This is a genomic window from Pseudomonas sp. Leaf58 (assembly GCF_003627215.1).
In the GTDB taxonomy this organism is placed as follows: Bacteria; Pseudomonadota; Gammaproteobacteria; order Pseudomonadales; family Pseudomonadaceae; genus Aquipseudomonas.
Genome location: NZ_CP032677.1, coordinates 1245806 through 1267428 on the forward strand (window position 1 = coordinate 1245806; position 21623 = coordinate 1267428).

Here is a 21623-nt window from a genome sequence, read left to right on the forward strand (position 1 = left end):
AAATTTAATCTCGACCTGAATGCGCCTGATCCCTTAAGGTATGGCGCCAAACGGATCAACCGGCCGGCCGCCTGGCCGTAGACCCAAGACGGATGACTATGAACCCGAATTTTCTCGATTTCGAACAGCCGATTGCCGACCTGCAAGCCAAGATCGAAGGCCTGCGCCTGGTGGGCAACGACAACTCGCTGAACATCAGCGATGAAATTGCCCGTCTGCAAGACAAGAGCAGTACCCTGACCGAAAGCATCTTCAGCAACCTGACCAGCTGGCAGATCGCCCGCCTGGCGCGTCATCCACGTCGTCCCTACACCCTGGACTACCTGGAGCACATCTTCACCGAGTTCGAAGAACTGCACGGTGACCGCCACTTCTCCGATGACGCCGCCATTGTGGGTGGTACCGCGCGCCTGGATGGCAAGCCAGTCATGGTCATTGGCCACCAGAAGGGCCGTGAAGTGCGCGAGAAGGTGCGCCGCAACTTCGGTATGCCGCGCCCAGAAGGCTACCGCAAGGCCTGCCGCCTGATGGAAATGGCCGAGCGCTTCAAGATGCCGATCCTGACCTTCATCGACACCCCGGGTGCCTACCCAGGCATCGACGCCGAAGAGCGTAACCAGAGCGAGGCCATTGCCTGGAACCTACGCGTCATGGCGCGCCTGAAAACCCCGATCATCGCCACCGTGATCGGTGAGGGCGGTTCTGGCGGTGCACTGGCCATTGGCGTGTGCGACCAACTGAACATGCTGCAGTACTCCACCTACTCGGTGATCTCGCCGGAAGGTTGCGCTTCGATCCTGTGGAAGACTGCCGACAAGGCGGCTGACGCGGCCGAGGCCATGGGCATTACCGCCGAGCGCCTGAAAAGCCTGAACATCGTCGACAAGGTGATCCAGGAGCCGCTGGGCGGCGCCCACCGTGACCCGGCGAAAATGTCTGAAAGCATCCGCGCCGACCTGGTGCAGCAGCTGGACATGCTCGGTAAACTCGACCACGACGCGCTGCTGGCCCGTCGTTACGATCGCCTGATGAGCTACGGCCTCTGATAGCGAAATGAATCGCACCGGCTTCGCCGGTGTTCGCGGGCACGCCCGCTCCCGCCGGTATTGCGCTGCCCTCGCGGCTTGCGCCATACCGGTGGGAGCGGGCATGTCGAGGCGTCGAACCGCCGCGAATGCTTTATTGAATCGAGCGAGGGCTAGATGATCAACCTCACCCCCTGGCTCAACGCCCCAAACTGGTACATCGCCTTTTCCGGCGGCCTCGACTCCACCGTCCTCCTGCACTTGCTGGCCGACCACGGCCGCAACCACGCCGCGCCCCCGCTGCGCGCCCTGCACATCCACCATGGCCTGCAACCTGCCGCCGACGCCTGGCCTGCGCACTGCCAAGCCGTCTGCGACCAGCTCGGCATCGAACTTAAGGTCATATACGTCCAGGTCACCCCCGGCGCCAGCCTCGAACAGGCTGCCCGCAACGCCCGCTATGCAGCCTTCAAGCAAGCCCTAGGCCCAGGCGACATCCTGTTCACCGGCCAGCACCGCGACGACCAAGCCGAAACCCTGCTGTTTCGCCTGCTGCGCGGCGCCGGCCTGCGTGGTTTGGCGGCAATGCCGGGGCAACGGGCGCTAGGGCAGGGCCGCCTGGTCAGGCCCTTGCTGGGTTGCTCCCGTCAGCAGTTGCAGGGCTACGCCGAGGCTCATGGGCTGGCCTGGATCGAAGACCCGTCCAACGCGGATACACAGTTCGCCCGTAACTACCTGCGCGGTGAAGTGTTCCCGCAATTACAGCAGCGTTGGCCGCAGGCCCGGCAGAACCTGGCCCGCGCCGCCGAGCACCTGGGCGAGGCTCTCGGCCTGTTGGACGAGCTTGCACGGGGCGATTTGGCGTTGGCTGGGGAAGGCGCCCCGCTGGCCTGGCCTGGGCTGGATTCCCTCGACCTGGCGGTGTTGTTGGCGCTGTCGCCCGCCCGCCAGCGCAATGCCTTGCAGTACTGGCTGAGCCGACGCACCCGCCTGCCCGACACACGGCATTGGGCCGGCTGGGCGGGCCTGCGCGATGCCGCTGCCGATGCCCAGCCCGTCTGGCAGCTTGCCGATGGGCAGCTGCTGCGCAGCCATGGGCGTATCTGGTGGTTGAGCGGTGACTGGCTGCAGCTACCCGCTGGTCAGCTGGCCTGGGTCGATCCCGTCGAGCCCTTGGCGTTGCCGGGTAACGGTAGCGTTCGCCTTGTTGCCAGCGAACCGTTGGATGGCCTGCATATCGCCTACCGCCAGGGCGGCGAAGTGCTGGACCTTCCCGGCCGTGGCCGGCGCGACCTCAAGCGCTTGCTCAACGAGCAGCAGGTGCCGCACTTCGTGCGTGCGCGCCTGCCGCTGCTATATTGCGGCGAGCGCCTGCTGGCAGTGGCCAACATGCCCAGCCTGGTGCAGGCCGATTGCCAGCTGCACTGGCAGTTACCGACGAACGCGCAAGGTTTGAGCTGAAGGGTACATTCCGGTAGACTACCCTCCCTTCTTGATACAACTTCTGTGGGTTCCGCGAAAACACAGGAGTTGCCGATTACCACGCAGTTTTTTGCTGGGCTGATTCTGGAAATGACGAGCGAGCTCCATGCCGGGGATTACCCTGGTCTGTACGCATGCGGCAGTTTTTCGAGATGCACTGTGATAGACGCAGGTGATCGGGGGCTTCGGCCTTCCTTCGCTTTCTCCGGCGGCGCTGGCCGCCTTAACGCAGACTTCTAGGGTTTTTCATGACGCGCTACATATTCGTCACGGGCGGTGTTGTTTCTTCATTGGGGAAAGGCATTGCCTCGGCTTCCCTGGCGGCCATCCTGGAAGCGCGGGGCCTGAAGGTCACCATGCTCAAGCTGGATCCGTACATCAACGTCGATCCGGGTACCATGAGCCCGTTCCAGCACGGTGAAGTGTTCGTCACCCACGATGGCGCCGAGACCGACCTCGACCTGGGCCACTACGAGCGGTTCATCCGCACCACGATGACCCAGAACAACAACTTCACCACCGGCCGTATCTACGAGCACGTGCTGCGTAAAGAGCGTCGTGGTGATTACCTGGGCGCTACTATTCAGGTCATCCCGCACATCACCGATGAAATCAAGCGCCGCATCATCAAGGGTGCCGGCGATGCCGACGTGGCGCTGGTGGAAATTGGCGGTACCGTGGGTGACATCGAGTCGCAGCCGTTCCTCGAGGCTATCCGCCAGCTGCGTGTCGAAGTGGGCTCCAAGCGTGCCATGCTGATGCACCTGACCCTGGTCCCGTACATCGCCACCGCTGGCGAGACCAAGACCAAGCCGACCCAACACTCGGTCAAGGAACTGCGCTCCATCGGCCTGCAGCCTGACGTGCTGATCTGCCGCTCCGACCACCCGGTCGATGCCTCGTCGCGTCGCAAGATCGCGTTGTTCACCAACGTTGAAGAACGTGCGGTGATTTCGCTGGAAGACGTCGACACCATCTACAAGATCCCAGGCGTGTTGCACGCACAGGGCCTGGATGACTTCGTCGTCGAGCGCTTCGGCCTGCAGTGCAATGGCGCCGACCTGTCCGAGTGGGACAAGGTAGTCGATGCCAAGCTCAACCCTGAGCACGAAGTGACCATCGCCATGGTCGGCAAGTACATGGAGCTGCTGGACGCGTACAAGTCGCTGATCGAAGCGATGAGCCACGCCGGCATCACCAACCGTACCAAGGTCAACCTGCGTTACATCGACTCGGAAGACATCGAGAACCAGGGCACCAGCCTGCTCGAAGGCGCCGATGCCATTCTGGTGCCAGGCGGTTTCGGCCTGCGCGGCGTGGAAGGCAAGATCACCGCGGTGCAATACGCCCGCGAAAACAAAGTGCCGTACCTGGGTATCTGCCTGGGCATGCAGGTTGCCGTGATCGAATTCGCCCGTAACGTGATGGGCTGGAAAGACGCCAACTCCACCGAGTTCGACCGCAGCAGCGGCCACCCGGTCGTTGGCCTGATCACCGAGTGGGCCGATGCCACCGGTGCCGTAGAGACCCGTAACGAAGCTTCCGACCTGGGCGGCACCATGCGCCTGGGTGCACAGGACTGCCAGCTGGCCGCCGGCTCCAAGGTGCACGACTGCTACGGCAAGGACGTAATCACCGAGCGCCACCGCCATCGCTACGAAGTGAACAACAACCTGCTGCCGCAACTGGTCGAAGCTGGCCTGGTGGTATCGGGCCGCTCCGAAGATGGCGCGCTGGTGGAAGTGGTCGAGTCCAAGGACCACCCATGGTTCGTCGCTTGCCAGTTCCACCCGGAATTCACTTCCACCCCGCGTGACGGCCACCCGCTGTTCAGTGGTTTCGTCAAGGCGGCCCTGGTGCAGAAGAACAAGGGCTGAGCCATGAGCCAGAAGACCCTCCGCGTCGGTAACATCGAGATCGCCAACGACAAGCCGTTCGTCCTGTTCGGCGGCATGAATGTCCTGGAGTCCCGTGACCTGGCGCTGAAGGTCTGCGAAGCCTACGTGCGGGTGACCGAGAAACTCGGTATCCCGTACGTGTTCAAGGCCAGTTTCGACAAGGCCAACCGTTCGTCGGTGCATTCGTTCCGTGGCCCGGGCATGGAAGAAGGCCTGAAGATCTTCGAAGAGATCAAGCAAACCTTCAAGGTGCCGGTCATTACCGACGTGCACGAACCCTACCAATGCGAACCGGTGGCCAAGGTCTGCGACATCATCCAGTTGCCGGCCTTCCTGTCGCGCCAGACCGACCTGGTTGTGGCGATGGCCCGAACCGGTGCAGTGATCAACATCAAGAAGGCCCAGTTTCTTTCGCCCCAGGAAATGCGACACATCCTGGCCAAGTGCGTAGAGGCAGGCAACGACCGCTTGATACTGTGTGAGCGTGGTTCAAGTTTTGGTTACAACAACCTGGTAGTCGACATGCTTGGCTTCGGCATCATGAAGCAGTTCGAGTACCCCGTATTCTTCGATGTGACCCATGCCCTGCAAATGCCGGGTGGTCGCAGCGATTCTGCAGGCGGCCGCCGTGCCCAGGTCACCGACCTGGCCAAGGCCGGTATGAGCCAGGGGTTGGCCGGGTTGTTCCTCGAGGCCCACCCCGATCCTGATAATGCCAAATGCGATGGCCCATGCGCGTTGCGCCTGGACAAGCTGGAACCATTCCTGGCCCAGCTCAAGCAATTGGATGAGCTGGTGAAAAGTTTTCCGACGGTAGAGACCGCGTAAAGCTCATTTCTCGGGTAAAGTAGCGCCCGTTCTACCCTGACCTGCCAGTCAGGGGGCGCTTGCGCCAGGCCTGCCTACTGCGTGACTGCCTGGCAAAGGGCAAGGATTTCCTAAAAAGCTGCGTTGTTTTCGTCAATTCTGGAGTGCTTACAACAATGGCAAAAATCGTCGACATCAAAGGTCGTGAAGTTCTCGACTCGCGTGGCAACCCCACCGTGGAAGCCGATGTACTGCTCGACAACGGCATCATCGGCAGCGCCTGCGCGCCGTCCGGTGCTTCCACTGGCTCGCGCGAAGCGCTGGAGCTGCGTGATGGCGACAAGAGCCGTTACCTGGGCAAGGGCGTGCTGAAGGCCGTCGCCAACATCAATGGCCCGATCCGTGACCTGCTGCTGGGCAAGGACCCAGCTGACCAAAAGGCCTTGGACCGCGCCATGATCGAACTGGACGGTACCGAGAACAAAGCCAAGCTGGGCGCCAACGCCATCCTGGCCGTTTCCCTGGCTGCTGCCAAGGCTGCTGCTCAGGACCAGGACCTGCCGTTGTACGCGCACATCGCCAACCTGAACGGCACCCCGGGCCAGTACTCGATGCCGGTCCCAATGATGAACATCATCAACGGTGGCGAGCACGCCGACAACAACGTCGACATCCAGGAGTTCATGGTTCAGCCGGTTGGCGCCAAGACCTTCTCCGACGGGCTGCGCATGGGCACCGAGATCTTCCACCACCTCAAAGCCGTGCTCAAGGCCCGTGGCCTGAACACCGCCGTGGGTGACGAAGGTGGTTTCGCCCCTAACCTGGCTTCCAACGAAGACGCCCTGGCCGCCATTGCCGAAGCCGTCGAGAAAGCCGGCTACAAGCTGGGCACCGACGTGACCCTGGCCCTGGACTGCGCCGCGTCTGAATTTTACGAAGACGGCAAGTACAACCTGTCCGGCGAAGGCAAGTCGTTCGACGCCGAAGGTTTCGCCGAATACCTGAAGGGCCTGACCGAGCGCTTCCCGATCATCTCGATCGAAGACGGCCTGGACGAGTCCGACTGGGCTGGCTGGAAGATCCTCACCGACAAAATCGGTGAAAAGGTGCAGCTGGTTGGCGACGACCTGTTCGTGACCAACACCAAGATCCTCAAGGAAGGCATCGAGAAGGGCATCGGTAACTCGATCCTGATCAAGTTCAACCAGATCGGCTCGCTGACCGAAACCCTGGAAGCCATCCAGATGGCCAAGGCTGCTGGCTACACCGCAGTGATCTCGCACCGCTCCGGTGAAACCGAAGACTCGACCATTGCCGACCTGGCCGTGGGTACCGCTGCTGGCCAGATCAAGACCGGCTCGCTGTGCCGTTCCGACCGCGTTTCCAAGTACAACCAGCTGCTGCGCATCGAAGAGCAACTGGGCGCCAAAGCGGTTTACCGTGGTCGTGCCGAGTTTCGCGGCTAAGCAAGAGATGGTAAAAAGACAGCAGCCGGAGCTGTAGGAACGTTCGTACAGAATTTTCCTATGTTCCAACGGGTTTCTGTCGACGAAGCCTGGCCTCGGCCAGGCTTCGTGCTATTCGAGATCCCGAACTGAATACCAGCACTGAACCCCAGAACTGAACAGTGTGCGGCGGTCTTTTTAACCTGGATACCTTGATGCGCAGTCCTTATTGGTTGTTCCTCGTCCTGCTCCTGCTGCTCGGTGGCCTGCAGTACCGCCTGTGGGTGGGTAACGGCAGCCTGGCGCAAGTGACCGAGCTGAAGCAGCAGATTGCCGATCAGCATGCCGAAAACGAGCGTTTGCTCGAGCGTAACCGGGTGCTGGATGCTGAAGTGCTGGAACTGAAAAAAGGCATGGAGACCGTTGAAGAACGGGCTCGCCATGAATTGGGAATGGTCAAAGAGGGCGAAACCCTCTTCCAGTTGCCACAAAAATGATCGAAACGTTACCGGCCTTCTGGGCCGTGATTCCTGCCGCAGGCGTTGGTGCCCGCATGGCTGCCGACCGCCCCAAGCAGTACCTGGAGCTGGCCGGCAAGACCATTCTGGAGCACAGTCTCGACTGTTTTCTGGGCCACCCGACGCTTGACGGCGTGGTGGTTAGCATTGCTGAAGATGACCCGTACTGGCCGGCCTTGCGCTGTGCCAGTGACCCGCGCATCCAGCGCGCGACAGGGGGCCGCGAGCGTGCCGACTCGGTGCTCAATGCCTTGTTGTTGCTGCATGCCCAAGGGGCGGCGGACAGCGATTGGGTGCTGGTGCACGATGCCGCGCGACCGAACCTGGCACGTAGCGACCTGGACAAGCTGTTATCGGTGCTGGCGGACGACCCGGTGGGTGGCCTGCTGGCGGTGCCGGCGCGCGATACCCTCAAGCGGGCCGACGGCAATGGCCGGGTGAGCGCTACCGTAGACCGCAGCACCATCTGGCAGGCTTATACGCCGCAGATGTTCCGCCTGGGGGCCTTGCACCGGGCGCTGGCCGAGTGCCTGGTATCGGATGTCGTGGTAACTGATGAAGCCTCGGCCATCGAATGGTCTGGCCAGGCGCCAAAACTAGTTGAAGGGCGCAGCGACAACATCAAGGTGACCCGCCCGGAAGACCTGGAATGGTTGCGCCAACGTTGGGCCGGGCGCCGCTGAGTTTCACATTCCTGGGCCGGCCTCTTCGCGGGTAAACCCGCTCCTACACCTGTTCGCATTAGCACTGTAGAAGCGGGCTTGCCCGTGAAGAGGCCAGTACGGGTGACACACCCCTTCAGCCACAACAATACTCCGGCAACCCTGCCAACCCGTCCTTCAGGTAATCCACCAACCGCCGCACCTTCGGCGACAAATGCCGCTGTTGCGGATACAGCGCCCACACCGCGGTATTCGGCGGCTGATGCCCCTCCAGCAACGACACCAATGCACCGCTGTTCAGGTGCTCCAGCACGTAATAATCCGGCAACTGGCACAAGCCCATACCCTGCAACGCTGCATCCAGCACTGCCTGGCCACTGTTACAGCGCCAGTTGCCCTGCACCCGCTGGCTGATCTCGCGGCCGTCCTGCTGCAGCGCCCACACGTCGGAACTGCCGACCAGACAATTGTGCCGCGTCAGTTCCGACAGGCTATGCGGCCGGCCATAACGCTCCAGATAGGCCGGTGAGGCACACAGGTACATGCGCCGAGGCGCCAGGCGAGTGGCCACCAGCCGAGAGTCGGCCAGCCGGCCCAGGCGAATGGCCAGGTCCAGCCCCTCGTGCACCAGGTCTAGGCTGTGGTTGCTCAGTTCCACATCCACCCGTAACTGTGGGTACAAGGCCATGAACCGCGTTACCAGCGGCACGATGAAGCGCTCGCCATAGGCCACCGCACAGGTCATGCGCAGCAGCCCCTTGGGTTCGCTGGCCAGGTCGCCCATGGCGCGCAAGGCTTCCTCGCGGCCATCCAGTAGGCGCTGGCAATGTTGCAGAAACGTCTGCCCAGCCTCGCTCAAGGTCACCCGGCGAGTACTGCGGTACAGCAGGCGCGTTTGCAGCCGCTCTTCCAGCCGGGCGACCTGCCGGCTGATGTGCGACGACGAAACGCCCAGGCGCTCGGCGGCTGCCGTGAACTGGCCCGACTCAGCCACGGCGACGAATTCGTCGATGCCTTCCCACCGGCTACTCATGGATTATCCCTGCATGGCAATAATGTTTTGTCTTTGGCCGGATTATTCATCAAAAGGCGGTGAATTACACTGCCAGACTGAATCGACCCTCTGTCTGGAGACCTTTGATGATCAAGTCCCGTGCTGCCGTAGCCTTCGAAGCCAAGAAACCCCTGGAAATCGTCGAAGTCGACGTGGCCATGCCCAAGGCAGGCGAGGTGCTGCTGCGTGTGGTCGCCAGCGGTGTCTGCCACACCGACGCTTACACCCTGTCTGGCGCTGACCCGGAAGGCATCTTCCCGTCGATCCTCGGTCACGAAGGTGGCGCGATCGTCGAAGCGGTGGGCGAGGGTGTGACTTCGGTTGCCGTGGGCGATCACGTCATTCCGCTGTATACCCCGGAGTGCGGCAAGTGCAAGTTCTGCCTCTCGGGCAAGACCAACCTGTGCCAGGCCATCCGTGCCACCCAGGGCAAGGGCTTGATGCCGGACGGCACCACGCGCTTCTCCTACAAAGGTCAGCAACTGTTCCACTACATGGGTACCTCGACCTTCTCCGAGTACACCGTGCTGCCAGAAATCTCCGTGGCCAAGATCCAGAAAGAAGCACCGCTGGAAAAGGTCTGCCTGCTGGGCTGTGGTGTCACCACCGGTATCGGTGCGGTGCTCAACACCGCCAAGGTCAAAGCGGGTGACACCGTGGCTATCTTCGGCCTCGGCGGCATTGGCCTGTCGGCGGTGATCGGTGCGGTCAAGGCCAAGGCCTCGCGCATCATTGCCATCGACATCAACCCGGCCAAGTTCGAGATCGCTCGCCAACTGGGCGCCACCGACTGCATCAACCCGAAAGACTACGACCGCCCGATCCAGGAAGTGATCGTCGACCTCACCGACGGTGGCGTGGACTTCTCCTTCGAGTGCATCGGCAACGTCCAACTGATGCGTGCGGCGCTGGAGTGCTGCCACAAGGGCTGGGGTGAGTCGGTGATTATCGGTGTGGCCGGTGCCGGCCAGGAAATCGCTACCCGTCCGTTCCAGCTGGTCACTGGCCGCGTCTGGCGCGGTTCGGCGTTCGGTGGCGTGCGTGGCCGCAGCGAGCTGCCAAGCTATGTGGAAATGGCCGAGAACGGCGAGATCCCGCTGGATACCTTCATCACCCATACCATGGGCCTGGAGGACATCAACAAAGCCTTCGACCTGATGCACGAAGGCAAGAGCATTCGCAGCGTGATCCACTTCTGAGGTTAACCATGAGCCTGGATAACATCTCCTGCCAGAAAAGCTTCGGCGGCTGGCACAAGCGTTACCGGCATCACTCCAAGGTGCTGGGTTGCGACATGGTGTTCGCGGTCTATTTGCCACCGCAGGCCGAGCAGGGCGAGAAGCTGCCGGTGCTGTACTGGCTCAGTGGTCTCACCTGCACCGACGAGAACTTCATGCAGAAGGCCGGCGCCCAGCGCCTGGCCGCCGAGCTGGGCCTGATCATCGTTGCCCCCGACACCAGCCCGCGTGGCGAGCAGGTGCCTGGCGACCCCGATGGTGCCTGGGACTTCGGCCTGGGTGCCGGCTTTTACCTCAATGCCACCCAGCAACCCTGGGCTCAGCACTACCGCATGCATGACTATGTGGTGGAGGAGTTGCCTGCCCTGATCGAGGCGCACTTCCCGGCGTCGGCCGAGCGCAGTATCAGCGGCCATTCCATGGGCGGGCATGGCGCCTTGGTGTGCGCCTTGCGCAACCCAGGGCGCTACCGATCGGTGTCGGCGTTTTCGCCGATCAGCAACCCGATGGATTGCCCGTGGGGTGAAAAGGCCTTCAGCCGCTACCTGGGTGACGACCGTGCGCGTTGGCGCGAGTGGGATGCCAGCGTGCTGCTGGCCGAGACCCCGGCTGGAGAGTGCCCGCCATTGCTGGTGGACCAAGGCGACCGCGACGACTTCCTCGAGAAGCAGCTCAAGCCTGAAGCGCTGGAGCAGGCGGCACGCAAAGGGGGGCATGAACTGACCCTGCGCCTGCAGCCTGGCTATGACCACAGTTACTACTTCATCGCCAGCTTCATCGAGGAACACCTGCGCCATCACGCGATGGCGTTGGGGCGGGTATAAGCAGAGCTGCGAGGCTCAAGCTGCAAACGTCAAGTAACAGCAGCCTGCAAGCCGGTCCGCTTTTGCTTATGGCTTGCAGCTTGCAGCTTGCAGCTCCAAATGCAGGTAGAATCACGCCCTGACTCATTCAGGGCGTTTTTTTATGCGTATTGGCCACGGCTACGATGTGCACCGTTTCTGCGACGGTGATTTCATTACCCTGGGCGGGGTGCGTATCCCCCACAAATACGGCCTCCTGGCCCACTCCGACGGCGACGTGCTGCTGCACGCCCTGAGCGATGCTTTGCTTGGCGCGGCCGCGCTGGGTGATATCGGCAAGCACTTCCCCGACACCGACCCGCAGTTCAAGGGCGCAGACAGCCGTGTGTTACTGCGCCATGTGCTCAGCATTGTCCAGGCCAAGGGCTGGAAGGTCGGTAACGTCGACGCCACCATCGTCGCCCAGGCGCCGAAGATGGCCCCACATATCGAGACCATGCGCCAGCTGATTGCCGAAGACCTGCAGGTCGAACTCGACCAGGTCAACGTCAAAGCCACCACCACCGAGAAGCTGGGCTTCGCCGGCCGTGAGGAGGGTATCGCCGTGCATGCGGTAGCCCTGCTGCTGCCAGCATGACCGAACTGGAACTGCTGGGCCCGCGCGCATCGGGCGAACCGCTAGGCACTGCCGTCCTCAAGGCAGTGGCTGAAGACTTCCAAGTCGACGAAGTGTTGGATATCCCGCTGTCCGGCCAGGGCGAACACCTGTGGCTGTGGGTCGAGAAGCGTGACCTGAACACCGAAGAGGCCGCTCGCCGCCTGGCCCGCGCTGCGGGTGTGCCGGTGCGGGCGATCAGCTACGCCGGGCTGAAGGACCGCCAGGCCCTGACCCGGCAATGGTTCAGCCTGCACCTGCCGGGTAAAGCCGACCCAGACCTGTCGCGAGCCGAGGACGCCAACCTGCGCGTGCTAAAACAGTTGCGCCACCAGCGCAAGTTGCAGCGCGGCGCGCATTCGGCCAACGGTTTTACCCTGCGCCTCACCGCCCTGGCCGCTGATCACCAGGCCGTCGATGCGCGCCTGGAACAGCTGAAGCAGCAGGGCGTGCCCAACTATTTCGGCACCCAGCGCTTCGGCCACGCCGGCGGCAACGTCTACGACGCCCTCGATTGGGCTGCACGCAAGGCCCTGCCCGAACAGCGTAACGTGCGTTCGCGGTTGCTCTCGGCCGGGCGCAGCTACCTGTTCAACCAGGTGCTGGCCGCCCGTGTGGCCGAGGGTAGCTGGGCGCGTGCGCAGGTGGGCGACCTGTTGGCATTCACCACCAGTCGTAGCTTCTTTCCAGCAGGGGAGTCGGAATGTTCCGATCCTCGGCTAGCTATCCTTGACCTGCATCCGACCGGCCCACTGTGGGGGGCAGGTGATTCGCCGGCTGCGGGCAACACCGCGGAACTAGAGGGCGTGATCGCCGCACAGCAGCCGGCACTTTGCCAGTGGTTGGCCCTGGCGGGGATGGATCACGAACGGCGTATTCTGCGGCTCCCTATTGGCGGCCTGACGTGGCATTATCCGGAGCCTGATATCCTGCAACTGGAATTCGTCCTTCCGGCCGGATGCTTCGCCACCGTGGTGGTGCGCGAAGTCGTGGATCTGGTGTCGGTAGGGCAGACGGACAGCCCATGCGTATTCTGATTTCGAACGACGACGGTGTTACCGCTCCCGGCATCGCCGCGCTACATGCTGCGCTGGCGGATTATGCCGAGTGCGTGGTGATCGCCCCGGATCAAGACAAGAGTGGCGCCAGCAGTTCGCTGACGCTAGACCGGCCCCTGCACCCGCAAACCCTGGCCAATGGCTTCATCAGCCTCAACGGCACGCCGACCGACTGCGTGCACTTGGGGCTCAATGGGCTGTTGCCGCAGGCACCGGACATGGTCGTGTCGGGGATCAACCTCGGGGCCAACCTGGGCGATGACGTGCTGTATTCGGGCACCGTCGCGGCGGCGCTCGAGGGCCGTTTCCTCGGTGGAACTTCGCTGGCGTTTTCGCTGTTGTCGCGCCAGCCGGATAACCTGCCGGCGGCTGCCTACATCGCCCGCCGCCTGGTCGAGGCGCAGTCGCGCCTGGCGTTGCCGCCCCGCACCGTGCTCAACGTCAACATCCCCAACCTGCCGCTGGAGCACATTCGCGGTATCCAGCTCACCCGCCTGGGTCACCGGGCGCGGGCGGCGGCGCCGACCAAGGTGGTCAACCCGCGGGGTAAGGAAGGTTACTGGATCGCCGTTGCCGGCGATGCCGAGGATGGCGGCCCGGGCACCGACTTCCACGCGGTGATGCAAGGCTACGTATCGATCACCCCGCTGCAGCTCGATCGCACCTTCAGTGATGCCTTCGAGCAGCTCGACGGTTGGCTGGAGGGCCTGCTCTGATGCGCGAGGACGATATGCTGCGGCGAGGCATCGGTATGACTTCCCAGCGGACGCGGGAGCGGCTGATCCAGCGTCTGTGCGAGGAGGGCGTTTCGAATACCAAGGTGCTCGACGTGATCCGTCGTACCCCACGCCATCTGTTCGTCGACGAGGCACTGGCGCACCGTGCCTATGAAGACACGGCGCTGCCGATCGGCCACAACCAGACCATTTCACAACCGTTCATGGTCGCCCACATGAGCGAGCTGCTGCTCGAAGCCGGGCCGCTGGACAAAGTGCTGGAGATCGGTACCGGTTCGGGCTACCAAACGGCGATCCTGGCGCAACTGGTCGAGCGGGTGTTCTCGGTGGAGCGCATCAAGGTTTTGCAGGACCGGGCCAAGGAACGCCTGGTGGAGTTGAACCTGCGCAACGTGGTGTTCCGCTGGGGCGACGGTTGCGAGGGTTGGCCGGCGCTGGCGCCGTACAACGGCATCATCGTTACCGCCGTGGCACCGGAAGTACCGCAGGCGCTGCTTGACCAACTGGCACCCGGCGGCCGCCTGGTGATCCCCGTGGGGCCGGCTGGCGAAACTCAGCAACTTATGCTGATCGTGCGTGAAGAGCATGGGTTCTCCCGCCGTGTACTGGGGGCCGTGCGCTTCGTACCGCTGCTCAACGGTCCGTTGGCCTGAGCTGTGCGGGTAAGAGCCACGCGGTATTTTTCCGCGGGTGGCGAATTCCTGCCGTATCGCCCTGTCTATCTGGCGGGGCCAAGCGCTAGCGCACAGTTTGTACCGGGCTTCACAGCAGCCTTTTACCGGTCCTGCCAATGCGGCCAGGCTTGGTTATAATTGCAACATTATTGCATTTCTTGTCTTCATATCGTTTTCGGCACCATGAGGGGAGCGCGGGTGGGTCACACAGTCATTCGGCAGCGCAAGGACGGCTCGGGTTTCAAGCTTCTGGTGATTGCACTGGCCATGGGCACGATACTGGTGGGTTGCTCAAGCACCAGCAGTAACAGCGCGCGGGTGGTCGACCGCAATACCACCGTGCCCAAGCGGCCGGCGGTGACTTCTGGGCAGTACATCGTCAAACCTGGTGATACGTTGTTCTCCATCGCCTTCCGCTATGGCTGGGACTACAAGGAGCTGGCGGCCCGCAACGGTATCCCGGCGCCTTATACCATTCGCCCGGGGCAACCGATTCGTTTCAGCAGCGGCGCTACGGGCACCACCACGGTGGTGTCCAGCCCCTCGTCGTCGAGCAAGACCACGGTCATCCGGCGGCCTGTGGGGAGCACCGTCACGGCACCTGCTAGCCCCGGCAAACCGGCCACGCCGACAGCCTCCAGTAGCGCCCCGGTGGTTGCCACCGTGCCCGCCGCGGAGCGCGCGGTGGGCGGCTGGACTTGGCCTGCCAACGGCGTGGTTATTGGAAAATTCGCTTCAAACGGTAGTTTGAATAAAGGCATTGATATCGCCGGTGATTTGGGACAGCCTGTTTTTGCTGCGTCTGATGGTGCGGTGGTTTACGCCGGGAGTGGTTTGAGGGGCTACGGCGAGCTGGTCATCATCAAGCACAGCGACACCTACGTCAGTGCCTACGGTCATAACCGCAGGCTGTTGGTTCGGGAGGGGCAGCAGGTCAAGGCAGGGCAGTCGATTGCTGAAATGGGGTCCACGGGCACAGATCGGGTGAAGCTGCATTTCGAGATTCGCCGCCAGGGTAAACCCGTCGATCCACTCCAGTTCCTGCCACGTCGTTGACCGTTGTACCTTGTCTGTTCCTGTGATGTAGAGGGGACAGGCTCCAGCGCTGCCAAGGATATAGGTGCCGCTCGAGTCTGAGTTCGAACTCAGCAAAGGACTATAACAATGGCTCTCAGTAAAGAAGTGCCGGAGTTTGACATCGACGATGACGTCCTCCTGATGGAGACGGGCATCGTTTTGGAAACGGATGTGGTGTCAGACGAACCTGCTGTATCTTCGGTTCGGACGAGGGCCAAGTCAGGCTCTTCACTCAAGCAACACAAGTACATCGATTACAGCCGGGCGCTCGATGCCACCCAGCTGTATCTCAACGAGATAGGATTCTCGCCTCTGCTTTCGCCGGAAGAGGAAGTGCACTTCGCGCGCCTGTCGCAAAAAGGCGACCCTGCCGGCCGCAAGCGCATGATCGAAAGCAACCTGCGCCTGGTTGTAAAAATTGCTCGTCGTTACGTCAACCGCGGCCTGTCGCTGCTCGATCTGATCGAAGAGGGCAACCTGGGGTTGATCCGTGCGGTCGAGAAGTTTGACCCGGAGCGTGGTTTCCGTTTTTCGACCTATGCGACCTGGTGGATTCGCCAGACCATCGAGCGGGCAATCATGAACCAGACCCGCACCATTCGCCTGCCCATCCACGTGGTCAAAGAGCTGAACGTCTACCTGCGCGCGGCGCGTGAGTTGACCCAGAAACTGGACCACGAACCCTCGCCAGAAGAAATCGCCACGCTGCTGGAGAAACCAGTCGCTGAGGTCAAGCGCATGCTCGGGCTAAACGAGCGGGTGTCTTCGGTGGATGTGTCGCTCGGCCCAGATTCGGACAAAACCCTGCTCGACACCCTGACCGATGACCGCCCGACCGATCCGTGCGAACTGTTGCAGGATGACGACCTGTCACAGAGCATCGACCAGTGGCTGGGTGAGCTGACTGACAAGCAGCGTGAAGTGGTGGTGCGTCGCTTTGGCCTGCGTGGGCATGAAAGCAGTACGTTGGAAGATGTTGGCCTGGAAATCGGCCTAACCCGTGAGCGGGTGCGGCAGATACAGGTAGAGGGGCTCAAGCGCTTGCGCGAGATCCTGGAGAAGAACGGTTTGTCCAGTGAGTCGTTGTTCCAGTAGTCAACGCCGGTAAACAGAGCGCCCCGATAACCTCGGGGCGTTTTTGTATGTGGCGTAAAAAGGCTTTTCATTGGGTATGGCCGGGCAGGCGCAACGTCCAAAAATATTGATAGGCAGAGCAGCTGTCGAATATGTACCGCGCTACCCCAGTAACATTGCGTGTAAGCCTTTGCTTACTTGTTTTGTAAGCTATCTATGTAAGCGTCAGTAAATCATTGCCGCTTTCATATCCTGCCTTTTTCCAACCCATTGAAATACTTGGCTTATTCGCCTGTGTGGAAGTGTGTCCCTCGCAACACCCTGTGAGCTTTCGCGCTTGTCCGCCCGGCTCAACCCGCTAGTATTCGAACTGTGCACAGGGACATGCACAGGCTTTCAGGACGAAAGCCAGGGACATCGCAAGAAGCGATTTCATCAGGATGATGTTTGGGACAAGCAGGGACTACGGAAAAAAATGTGGGCGGGTCAAACCGCCCCTTTTTTTGCCCGCAGAAAAACGAAAAAGGCCCCGAGGGGCCTTTTTTGTGTCCGGGCGCTATCAGCGCTCCAGCTGTTCGATCTTACCGGTCTTGCCGTCCCACTCTTCAGCGTCCGGCAGGGCATCCTTACGCTCGGTGATGTTTGGCCAGATTTCCGCCAGTTCAGCGTTCAGCTCGATGAAGTTTTCCATGCCCGTAGGCACTTCGTCTTCCGAGAAAATGGCTTGCGCTGGGCACTCCGGCTCGCACAGGGCGCAGTCGATGCACTCGTCCGGGTGAATGACCAGGAAGTTCGGGCCTTCGTAGAAGCAGTCCACCGGACAGACTTCCACGCAGTCGGTGTATTTGCATTTGATGCAGTTGTCGGTGACGACGAAGGTCATTTCTAGTTCTCTCCTCAGGCAACGGCGGCGGCCCTTCCTCTCAGGGCCGCGCGGTTTACGGGTATTTGGCTGCAGGCCAGGCTAATAACCTGCAGCACCAGCAAACCGCGGCGGATTCTACCAGCTTGTAGTGGTCGCCGTTATAACAGGTTCTTTAGTTGATATAGCATTTCGATAGCTTGACGCGGGGTCATGTCGTCCAGGTCCAGCTTGCCCAGCTTGTCGATGGCCGGGTGCGGCAGGCTGGCGAACAGGTCGCTTTGATGCGGGACTTGCGGCTCGTCCTTGGCCTTTTTGGCCGCGGGCGCTTCATGGGGCAAGCTGGTGGTTTCCAGGCGGCCCAGGTGCTCGCGTGCGCGCAGGATCACTGGCGCCGGCACACCCGCCAACTGCGCCACGGCCAGGCCGTAGCTTTGGCTGGCAGGCCCAGGCAGCACGTGGTGCAGGAAGACAATACGCTCGTTGTGCTCGGTGGCGTTCAGGTGCACGTTGGCCACCAGCGGTTCGCTCTCCGGCAGCACGGTTAGTTCAAAGTAGTGCGTGGCGAACAGCGTGTAGGCGCGCAGCTGGGCCAGGCGCTCGGCGGCGGCCCAGGCCAGCGACAGGCCGTCGAAGGTGCTGGTGCCACGGCCCACTTCGTCCATCAGCACCAGGCTGCGGTCGGTGGCGTTGTGCAGGATATTGGCGGTTTCGCTCATTTCGACCATGAAGGTCGAGCGGCCGCCGGCCAAGTCGTCGCTTGAGCCGATGCGGGTGAAGATGCGGTCGACCAGTGACAGCTCGCAACGGCTCGCCGGCACGTAGCTGCCAATGTGGGCCAGCAGCACGATCAGGGCGGTCTGGCGCATGTAGGTGGACTTACCACCCATGTTCGGGCCGGTAATGATCAGCATGCGCGTGCTGTTGTCCAGGCTCAGGTCGTTGGCCACGAACGGCGTGGTCAATACCTGTTCTACCACCGGGTGGCGGCCCTGCTCGATGCGTAGGCACGGCTCATCGACAAAGCGCGGGCAGTTCAAATCGAGGTTCAACGCACGTTCGGCCAGGTTGCTGAGCACGTCCAGTTCGGCCAGGGCGGCGGCGCTGTCCTGCAGCGGTGCCAAGTGGCTGATCAGGGTTTCGAGCAAGGCGTCGTAGAGCATCTTTTCGCGGGCCAGGGCGCGGCTCTTGGCCGACAATGCCTTGTCCTCGAATGCCTTCAGCTCGGGAGTGATGAAGCGCTCGGCGCCCTTGAGTGTCTGCCGGCGGATGTAGTCGCCGGGGGCCTGTTCGGCCTGCTTGGTCGGCAGCTCGATGAAGTAGCCGTGCACGCGGTTGTAGCCCACCTTGAGGTTGGCCAGGCCGGTGCGGGCCTTTTCTCGGGCTTCCAGGTCGATCAGGAACTGGCCGGCGTTCTCGCTGATTGCCAGCAACTCGTCCAGTTCGTTGTCATAGCCGGCCTTGAGCACGCCGCCATCGCGGATAACCGCCGGCGGGTTGTCGATGATCGCCCGCTCCAGCAGGCTGGCTAGCTCGGGATAGGTGCCGGTAATGGCGGCCAGGCGCGCCAGGTGCGGCGCCTCCAGTTCGGCCATGGCGTTTTGCAGTTCGGGCAACGCGCCCAAGGCATCGCGCAGGCGTGCCAAGTCGCGTGGGCGGGCGTTGCGCAGGCCGATACGGGCGAGGATCCGCTCGATATCGCCAATTTCCTTGAGCTGCGGCTGCAGCTTCTCGAAGCGGTAGCTGTCGAGCAGGCAACTGATGGAGGACTGGCGTGCCTGCAGCACCTTGAGGTCGCGCAACGGACGGTTCAACCAGCGGGTCAGCAGGCGGCTGGCCATGGCGGTCTGGCAGCGGTCGATCACCGACTGCAGGGTGTTATCACGGCCACCGGCCAGGTTGATGTCCAGTTCCAGGTTGCGGCGGCTGGCGCCGTCGAGGATGACCGTGTCGTCCAAGCGCTCGTGGCGCAGGCTGCGCAGGTGCGGCAGGGCGGTGCGCTGGGTTTCCTTGGCGTAGGTCAGCAGGCAGCCGGCGGCGCCGATGGCCAAGGTCAGCTTGTCGCAGCCAAAACCCTTGAGGTCCTTGGTTGCGAACTGCTGGCACAGGGCCTTGCGCGCGGAGTCGCGGTCGAAGTCCCAGGGCGCACGGCGGCGGGCGCCGGGGCGTTTTTCGGCGGGCAGGTCGCGCGGCCAGTCATCGGGGATCAACAGCTCCACCGGATTGAGGCGGTCGAGTTCGGCCAGCAGGTTTTCCCAGCCCTTGATTTCCTGCACGCTGAAGTTGCCGCTGGTGATGTCCAGCACAGCCAGGCCGAACAGGCGCTCGTCACCGAGCAGCGCGGCGATCAGGTTGTCGCGGCGCTCGTCGAGCAGAGCCTCGTCGCTGACCGTGCCAGGGGTAATAATGCGCACCACCTGGCGTTCAACCGGGCCCTTGCTGGTGGCCGGGTCGCCAATCTGCTCGCAGATCACCACCGATTCGCCGAGCTTGACTAGCTTGGCCAGGTAGCCTTCCAGCGAATGGAAAGGAATTCCGCACATGGGGATGGACTGACCGGCCGACTGACCGCGGGCGGTCAGGGTGATATCCAGCAGTTTCGCGGCCTTCTTCGCATCTTCGTAGAAGATCTCGTAGAAGTCGCCCATGCGGTAGAACATCAGCTGGTCCGGGTGCTGGCTTTTCAGCTTCCAGTACTGCTGCATCATCGGTGTGTGTGCGGAGAGATCAGACATTCAGGGCCTTACAGCGGGTGATCTGGTTGGCGATGGTAAACCGGTAATGGTACAGGCTTTTTTGTTGCGTTGCAGGCGCTTGGGTTGGGGCGATGCACACTAGAAGGCTGCCGGGATGATAGGGTGACTACCTAGCCTCCAAGGAGCCCGACATGGACCCGATCACCACGCTCTCCACCCGCCTGGGTGAACACCTGCGTCGCTTCAATGCGCAGGTGACCACCGCCGAATCCTGCACCGGCGGTGGTATTGCCGAAGCCATTACCCGCGTGCCTGGCAGCTCGGCCTGGTTCGAGGCCGGTTACGTAACGTATTCAAACACCCAGAAAACCCGCCAGTTGGGGGTGCCCGCGGCGTTGTTCGGCCAAGTGGGGGCGGTCAGCCAGGAAGTGGTCGAAGCCATGGTCCGCGGCGCTCAGGCCGCCAGCGGTGCGCGCTTTGCGGTGGCAGTGAGCGGCGTAGCCGGGCCGGACGGTGGTTCGCCTGCCAAGCCAGTGGGTACCGTGTGGCTGGCCTGGGGTGACGGCAACCAGGTGTTCAGCGAGCGCCGCCAGTTCGACGGCGACCGCGAGGCGGTGCGCCGACAAACGGTGATCGCTGCGTTAGACGGCTTGTTACAGCTTGGGGCCGAGTAAATCGACGACAGGGGTTTGCGTGGGCGCCTGCCTGTGGAATAATACTGGCTACTTATACAGGTATTCCGGCCGTCAGGGCCACGTCGAACACGTGAGGATTTCAATGGACGACAACAAGAAGCGCGCCTTGGCTGCGGCCCTGGGTCAGATCGAACGCCAATTCGGTAAAGGCGCGGTCATGCGCATGGGTGACCAGGAGCGTCAAGGCATTCCGGCTATTTCCACCGGCTCCCTTGGCCTGGATATCGCCCTTGGTATCGGCGGCTTGCCAAAAGGCCGTATCGTCGAGATCTACGGCCCGGAATCGTCGGGTAAAACCACGCTGACCCTGTCGGTCATCGCCGAAGCCCAGAAGAACGGTGCTACTTGCGCCTTCGTCGACGCCGAACACGCCCTCGACCCAGAGTACGCCGGCAAGCTGGGCGTCAACGTCGACGACCTGCTGGTTTCGCAGCCGGACACCGGTGAACAGGCCCTGGAAATCACCGACATGCTGGTGCGTTCCAACGCCGTCGACGTGATCATCGTCGACTCCGTGGCCGCGCTGGTGCCCAAGGCCGAGATCGAAGGCGAGATGGGTGACATGCACGTGGGTCTGCAGGCTCGCCTGATGTCCCAGGCGCTGCGCAAAATCACCGGTAACATCAAGAATGCCAACTGCCTGGTTATCTTCATTAACCAGATCCGCATGAAGATCGGTGTGATGTTTGGCAGCCCGGAGACCACCACCGGTGGTAACGCCCTGAAGTTCTACGCCTCGGTGCGTCTGGACATCCGCCGTACCGGCGCGGTCAAGGAAGGCGACGAGGTGGTCGGCAGCGAAACCCGCGTCAAAATCGTCAAGAACAAGGTATCGCCTCCGTTCCGTCAGGCTGAGTTCCAGATTCTTTACGGCAAGGGTATCTACCGTAACGGCGAGATCATCGACCTGGGTGTATCCCAGGGTCTGGTCGAGAAGTCGGGTGCCTGGTACGCCTATCAGGGCAACAAGATCGGTCAAGGTAAAGCTAACGCTGCCAAGTACCTGGCGGAGAACCCGGCGATTGGTGCCGAAATCGAGAAGCAGATTCGTGAGAAGCTGCTGAAAGCAGGTGCTGCTGCTGAAGCCAGCAAAGCTGCTGCTGCCGAAGCTGATGCCGACGACATGGCTGACGCTGACGCCGGTTATTGATTGCGCGGTAGAT

Annotated in this window: 20 protein-coding genes; 17 read left to right on the plus strand and 3 right to left on the minus strand. The window is 62.1% G+C overall.

What is annotated here, in order from left to right; all coding sequences use genetic code 11:
• Positions 1 to 98: 98 nt before the first annotated feature.
• The 7 genes from accA (at position 99) to ispD (ending at position 7858) form a co-directional block, all read left to right on the plus strand.
• Positions 99 to 1046, plus strand: coding sequence for an acetyl-CoA carboxylase carboxyl transferase subunit alpha (accA, locus tag DV532_RS05805; protein WP_056796433.1), 948 nt, complete (start codon positions 99 to 101; stop codon positions 1044 to 1046).
• A 156-nt stretch (positions 1047 to 1202) separates the two neighbouring features.
• Positions 1203 to 2486, plus strand: a complete 1284-nt coding sequence (tilS, locus tag DV532_RS05810; protein WP_056796436.1) for a tRNA lysidine(34) synthetase TilS — start codon at positions 1203 to 1205, stop codon at positions 2484 to 2486.
• Between the two features lie 269 nt (positions 2487 to 2755).
• Complete coding sequence (locus DV532_RS05815) at positions 2756 to 4384, plus strand: CTP synthase (protein WP_056796439.1); 1629 nt, start codon at positions 2756 to 2758, stop codon at positions 4382 to 4384.
• A 3-nt stretch (positions 4385 to 4387) separates the two neighbouring features.
• Positions 4388 to 5233, plus strand: coding sequence for a 3-deoxy-8-phosphooctulonate synthase (gene kdsA, locus DV532_RS05820; protein WP_056796442.1), 846 nt, complete (start codon positions 4388 to 4390; stop codon positions 5231 to 5233).
• A gap of 155 nt (positions 5234 to 5388) precedes the next feature.
• Positions 5389 to 6678, plus strand: coding sequence for a phosphopyruvate hydratase (gene eno, locus DV532_RS05825; RefSeq protein ID WP_056796445.1), 1290 nt, complete (start codon positions 5389 to 5391; stop codon positions 6676 to 6678).
• 194 nt (positions 6679 to 6872) lie between these two features.
• A complete protein-coding gene (gene ftsB / locus DV532_RS05830; RefSeq protein ID WP_004576849.1) occupies positions 6873 to 7154 on the plus strand; it encodes a cell division protein FtsB in 282 nt (93 codons plus the stop codon).
• On the plus strand, positions 7151 to 7858 hold the full coding sequence (gene ispD / locus DV532_RS05835) for a 2-C-methyl-D-erythritol 4-phosphate cytidylyltransferase (RefSeq protein ID WP_056796447.1): 708 nt from the start codon (positions 7151 to 7153) through the stop codon (positions 7856 to 7858). The genes ftsB and ispD overlap by 4 nt, the downstream gene beginning before the upstream one ends.
• Positions 7859 to 7973: 115 nt before the next feature.
• Here ispD and DV532_RS05840 read toward each other — a convergent pair whose 3' ends face one another.
• Positions 7974 to 8870, minus strand: a complete 897-nt coding sequence (locus DV532_RS05840; RefSeq protein WP_056796450.1) for a LysR substrate-binding domain-containing protein — start codon at positions 8868 to 8870, stop codon at positions 7974 to 7976.
• 107 nt (positions 8871 to 8977) lie between these two features.
• Here DV532_RS05840 and DV532_RS05845 point away from each other — a divergent pair, with 107 nt between their 5' ends.
• The 8 genes from DV532_RS05845 to rpoS all read left to right on the plus strand — a co-directional run bounded on the left by DV532_RS05845 (position 8978) and on the right by rpoS (position 16228).
• The gene (locus DV532_RS05845) at positions 8978 to 10090 is read left to right on the plus strand and encodes an S-(hydroxymethyl)glutathione dehydrogenase/class III alcohol dehydrogenase (RefSeq protein ID WP_056796452.1); all 1113 of its coding nucleotides are present in this window, start codon (positions 8978 to 8980) and stop codon (positions 10088 to 10090) included.
• A gap of 8 nt (positions 10091 to 10098) precedes the next feature.
• On the plus strand, positions 10099 to 10953 hold the full coding sequence (fghA, locus tag DV532_RS05850; protein WP_056796455.1) for an S-formylglutathione hydrolase: 855 nt from the start codon (positions 10099 to 10101) through the stop codon (positions 10951 to 10953).
• A 142-nt stretch (positions 10954 to 11095) separates the two neighbouring features.
• Positions 11096 to 11569 (plus strand): 2-C-methyl-D-erythritol 2,4-cyclodiphosphate synthase, encoded by a 474-nt coding sequence (gene ispF / locus DV532_RS05855; protein ID WP_056796457.1) that lies wholly within the window; start codon positions 11096 to 11098, stop codon positions 11567 to 11569.
• Positions 11566 to 12624: a tRNA pseudouridine(13) synthase TruD gene (truD, locus tag DV532_RS05860; RefSeq protein WP_056796460.1), complete on the plus strand. Its 1059-nt coding sequence runs from the start codon at positions 11566 to 11568 to the stop codon at positions 12622 to 12624. The genes ispF and truD overlap by 4 nt, the downstream gene beginning before the upstream one ends.
• On the plus strand, positions 12612 to 13361 hold the full coding sequence (gene surE, locus DV532_RS05865) for a 5'/3'-nucleotidase SurE (RefSeq protein WP_056796463.1): 750 nt from the start codon (positions 12612 to 12614) through the stop codon (positions 13359 to 13361). Before truD ends, surE begins: the two co-directional genes overlap by 13 nt.
• 35 nt (positions 13362 to 13396) lie before the next feature.
• Positions 13397 to 14035, plus strand: coding sequence for a protein-L-isoaspartate(D-aspartate) O-methyltransferase (locus DV532_RS05870; protein WP_162241111.1), 639 nt, complete (start codon positions 13397 to 13399; stop codon positions 14033 to 14035).
• Positions 14036 to 14254: 219 nt separating this feature from the next.
• Complete coding sequence (locus DV532_RS05875; RefSeq protein ID WP_056796468.1) at positions 14255 to 15112, plus strand: peptidoglycan DD-metalloendopeptidase family protein; 858 nt, start codon at positions 14255 to 14257, stop codon at positions 15110 to 15112.
• 108 nt (positions 15113 to 15220) lie between these two features.
• Positions 15221 to 16228, plus strand: coding sequence for an RNA polymerase sigma factor RpoS (gene rpoS, locus DV532_RS05880; protein ID WP_003252351.1), 1008 nt, complete (start codon positions 15221 to 15223; stop codon positions 16226 to 16228).
• A gap of 538 nt (positions 16229 to 16766) precedes the next feature.
• On the opposite strand, the gene fdxA is transcribed toward rpoS, so the two are convergent.
• Positions 16767 to 17090: a ferredoxin FdxA gene (fdxA, locus tag DV532_RS05885; RefSeq protein WP_056796471.1), complete on the minus strand. Its 324-nt coding sequence runs from the start codon at positions 17088 to 17090 to the stop codon at positions 16767 to 16769.
• Positions 17091 to 17230: 140 nt separating this feature from the next.
• The gene (gene mutS / locus DV532_RS05890; RefSeq protein ID WP_056796474.1) at positions 17231 to 19804 is read right to left on the minus strand and encodes a DNA mismatch repair protein MutS; all 2574 of its coding nucleotides are present in this window, start codon (positions 19802 to 19804) and stop codon (positions 17231 to 17233) included.
• Between the two features lie 152 nt (positions 19805 to 19956).
• On the opposite strand from mutS, the gene DV532_RS05895 reads away from it, so the two are divergent.
• Both DV532_RS05895 and recA read left to right on the plus strand, forming a co-directional pair.
• A complete protein-coding gene (locus tag DV532_RS05895) occupies positions 19957 to 20439 on the plus strand; it encodes a CinA family protein (protein ID WP_056796477.1) in 483 nt (160 codons plus the stop codon).
• Positions 20440 to 20542: 103 nt separating this feature from the next.
• Positions 20543 to 21610: a recombinase RecA gene (gene recA, locus DV532_RS05900; protein WP_056796480.1), complete on the plus strand. Its 1068-nt coding sequence runs from the start codon at positions 20543 to 20545 to the stop codon at positions 21608 to 21610.
• Positions 21611 to 21623 lie beyond the last annotated feature (13 nt).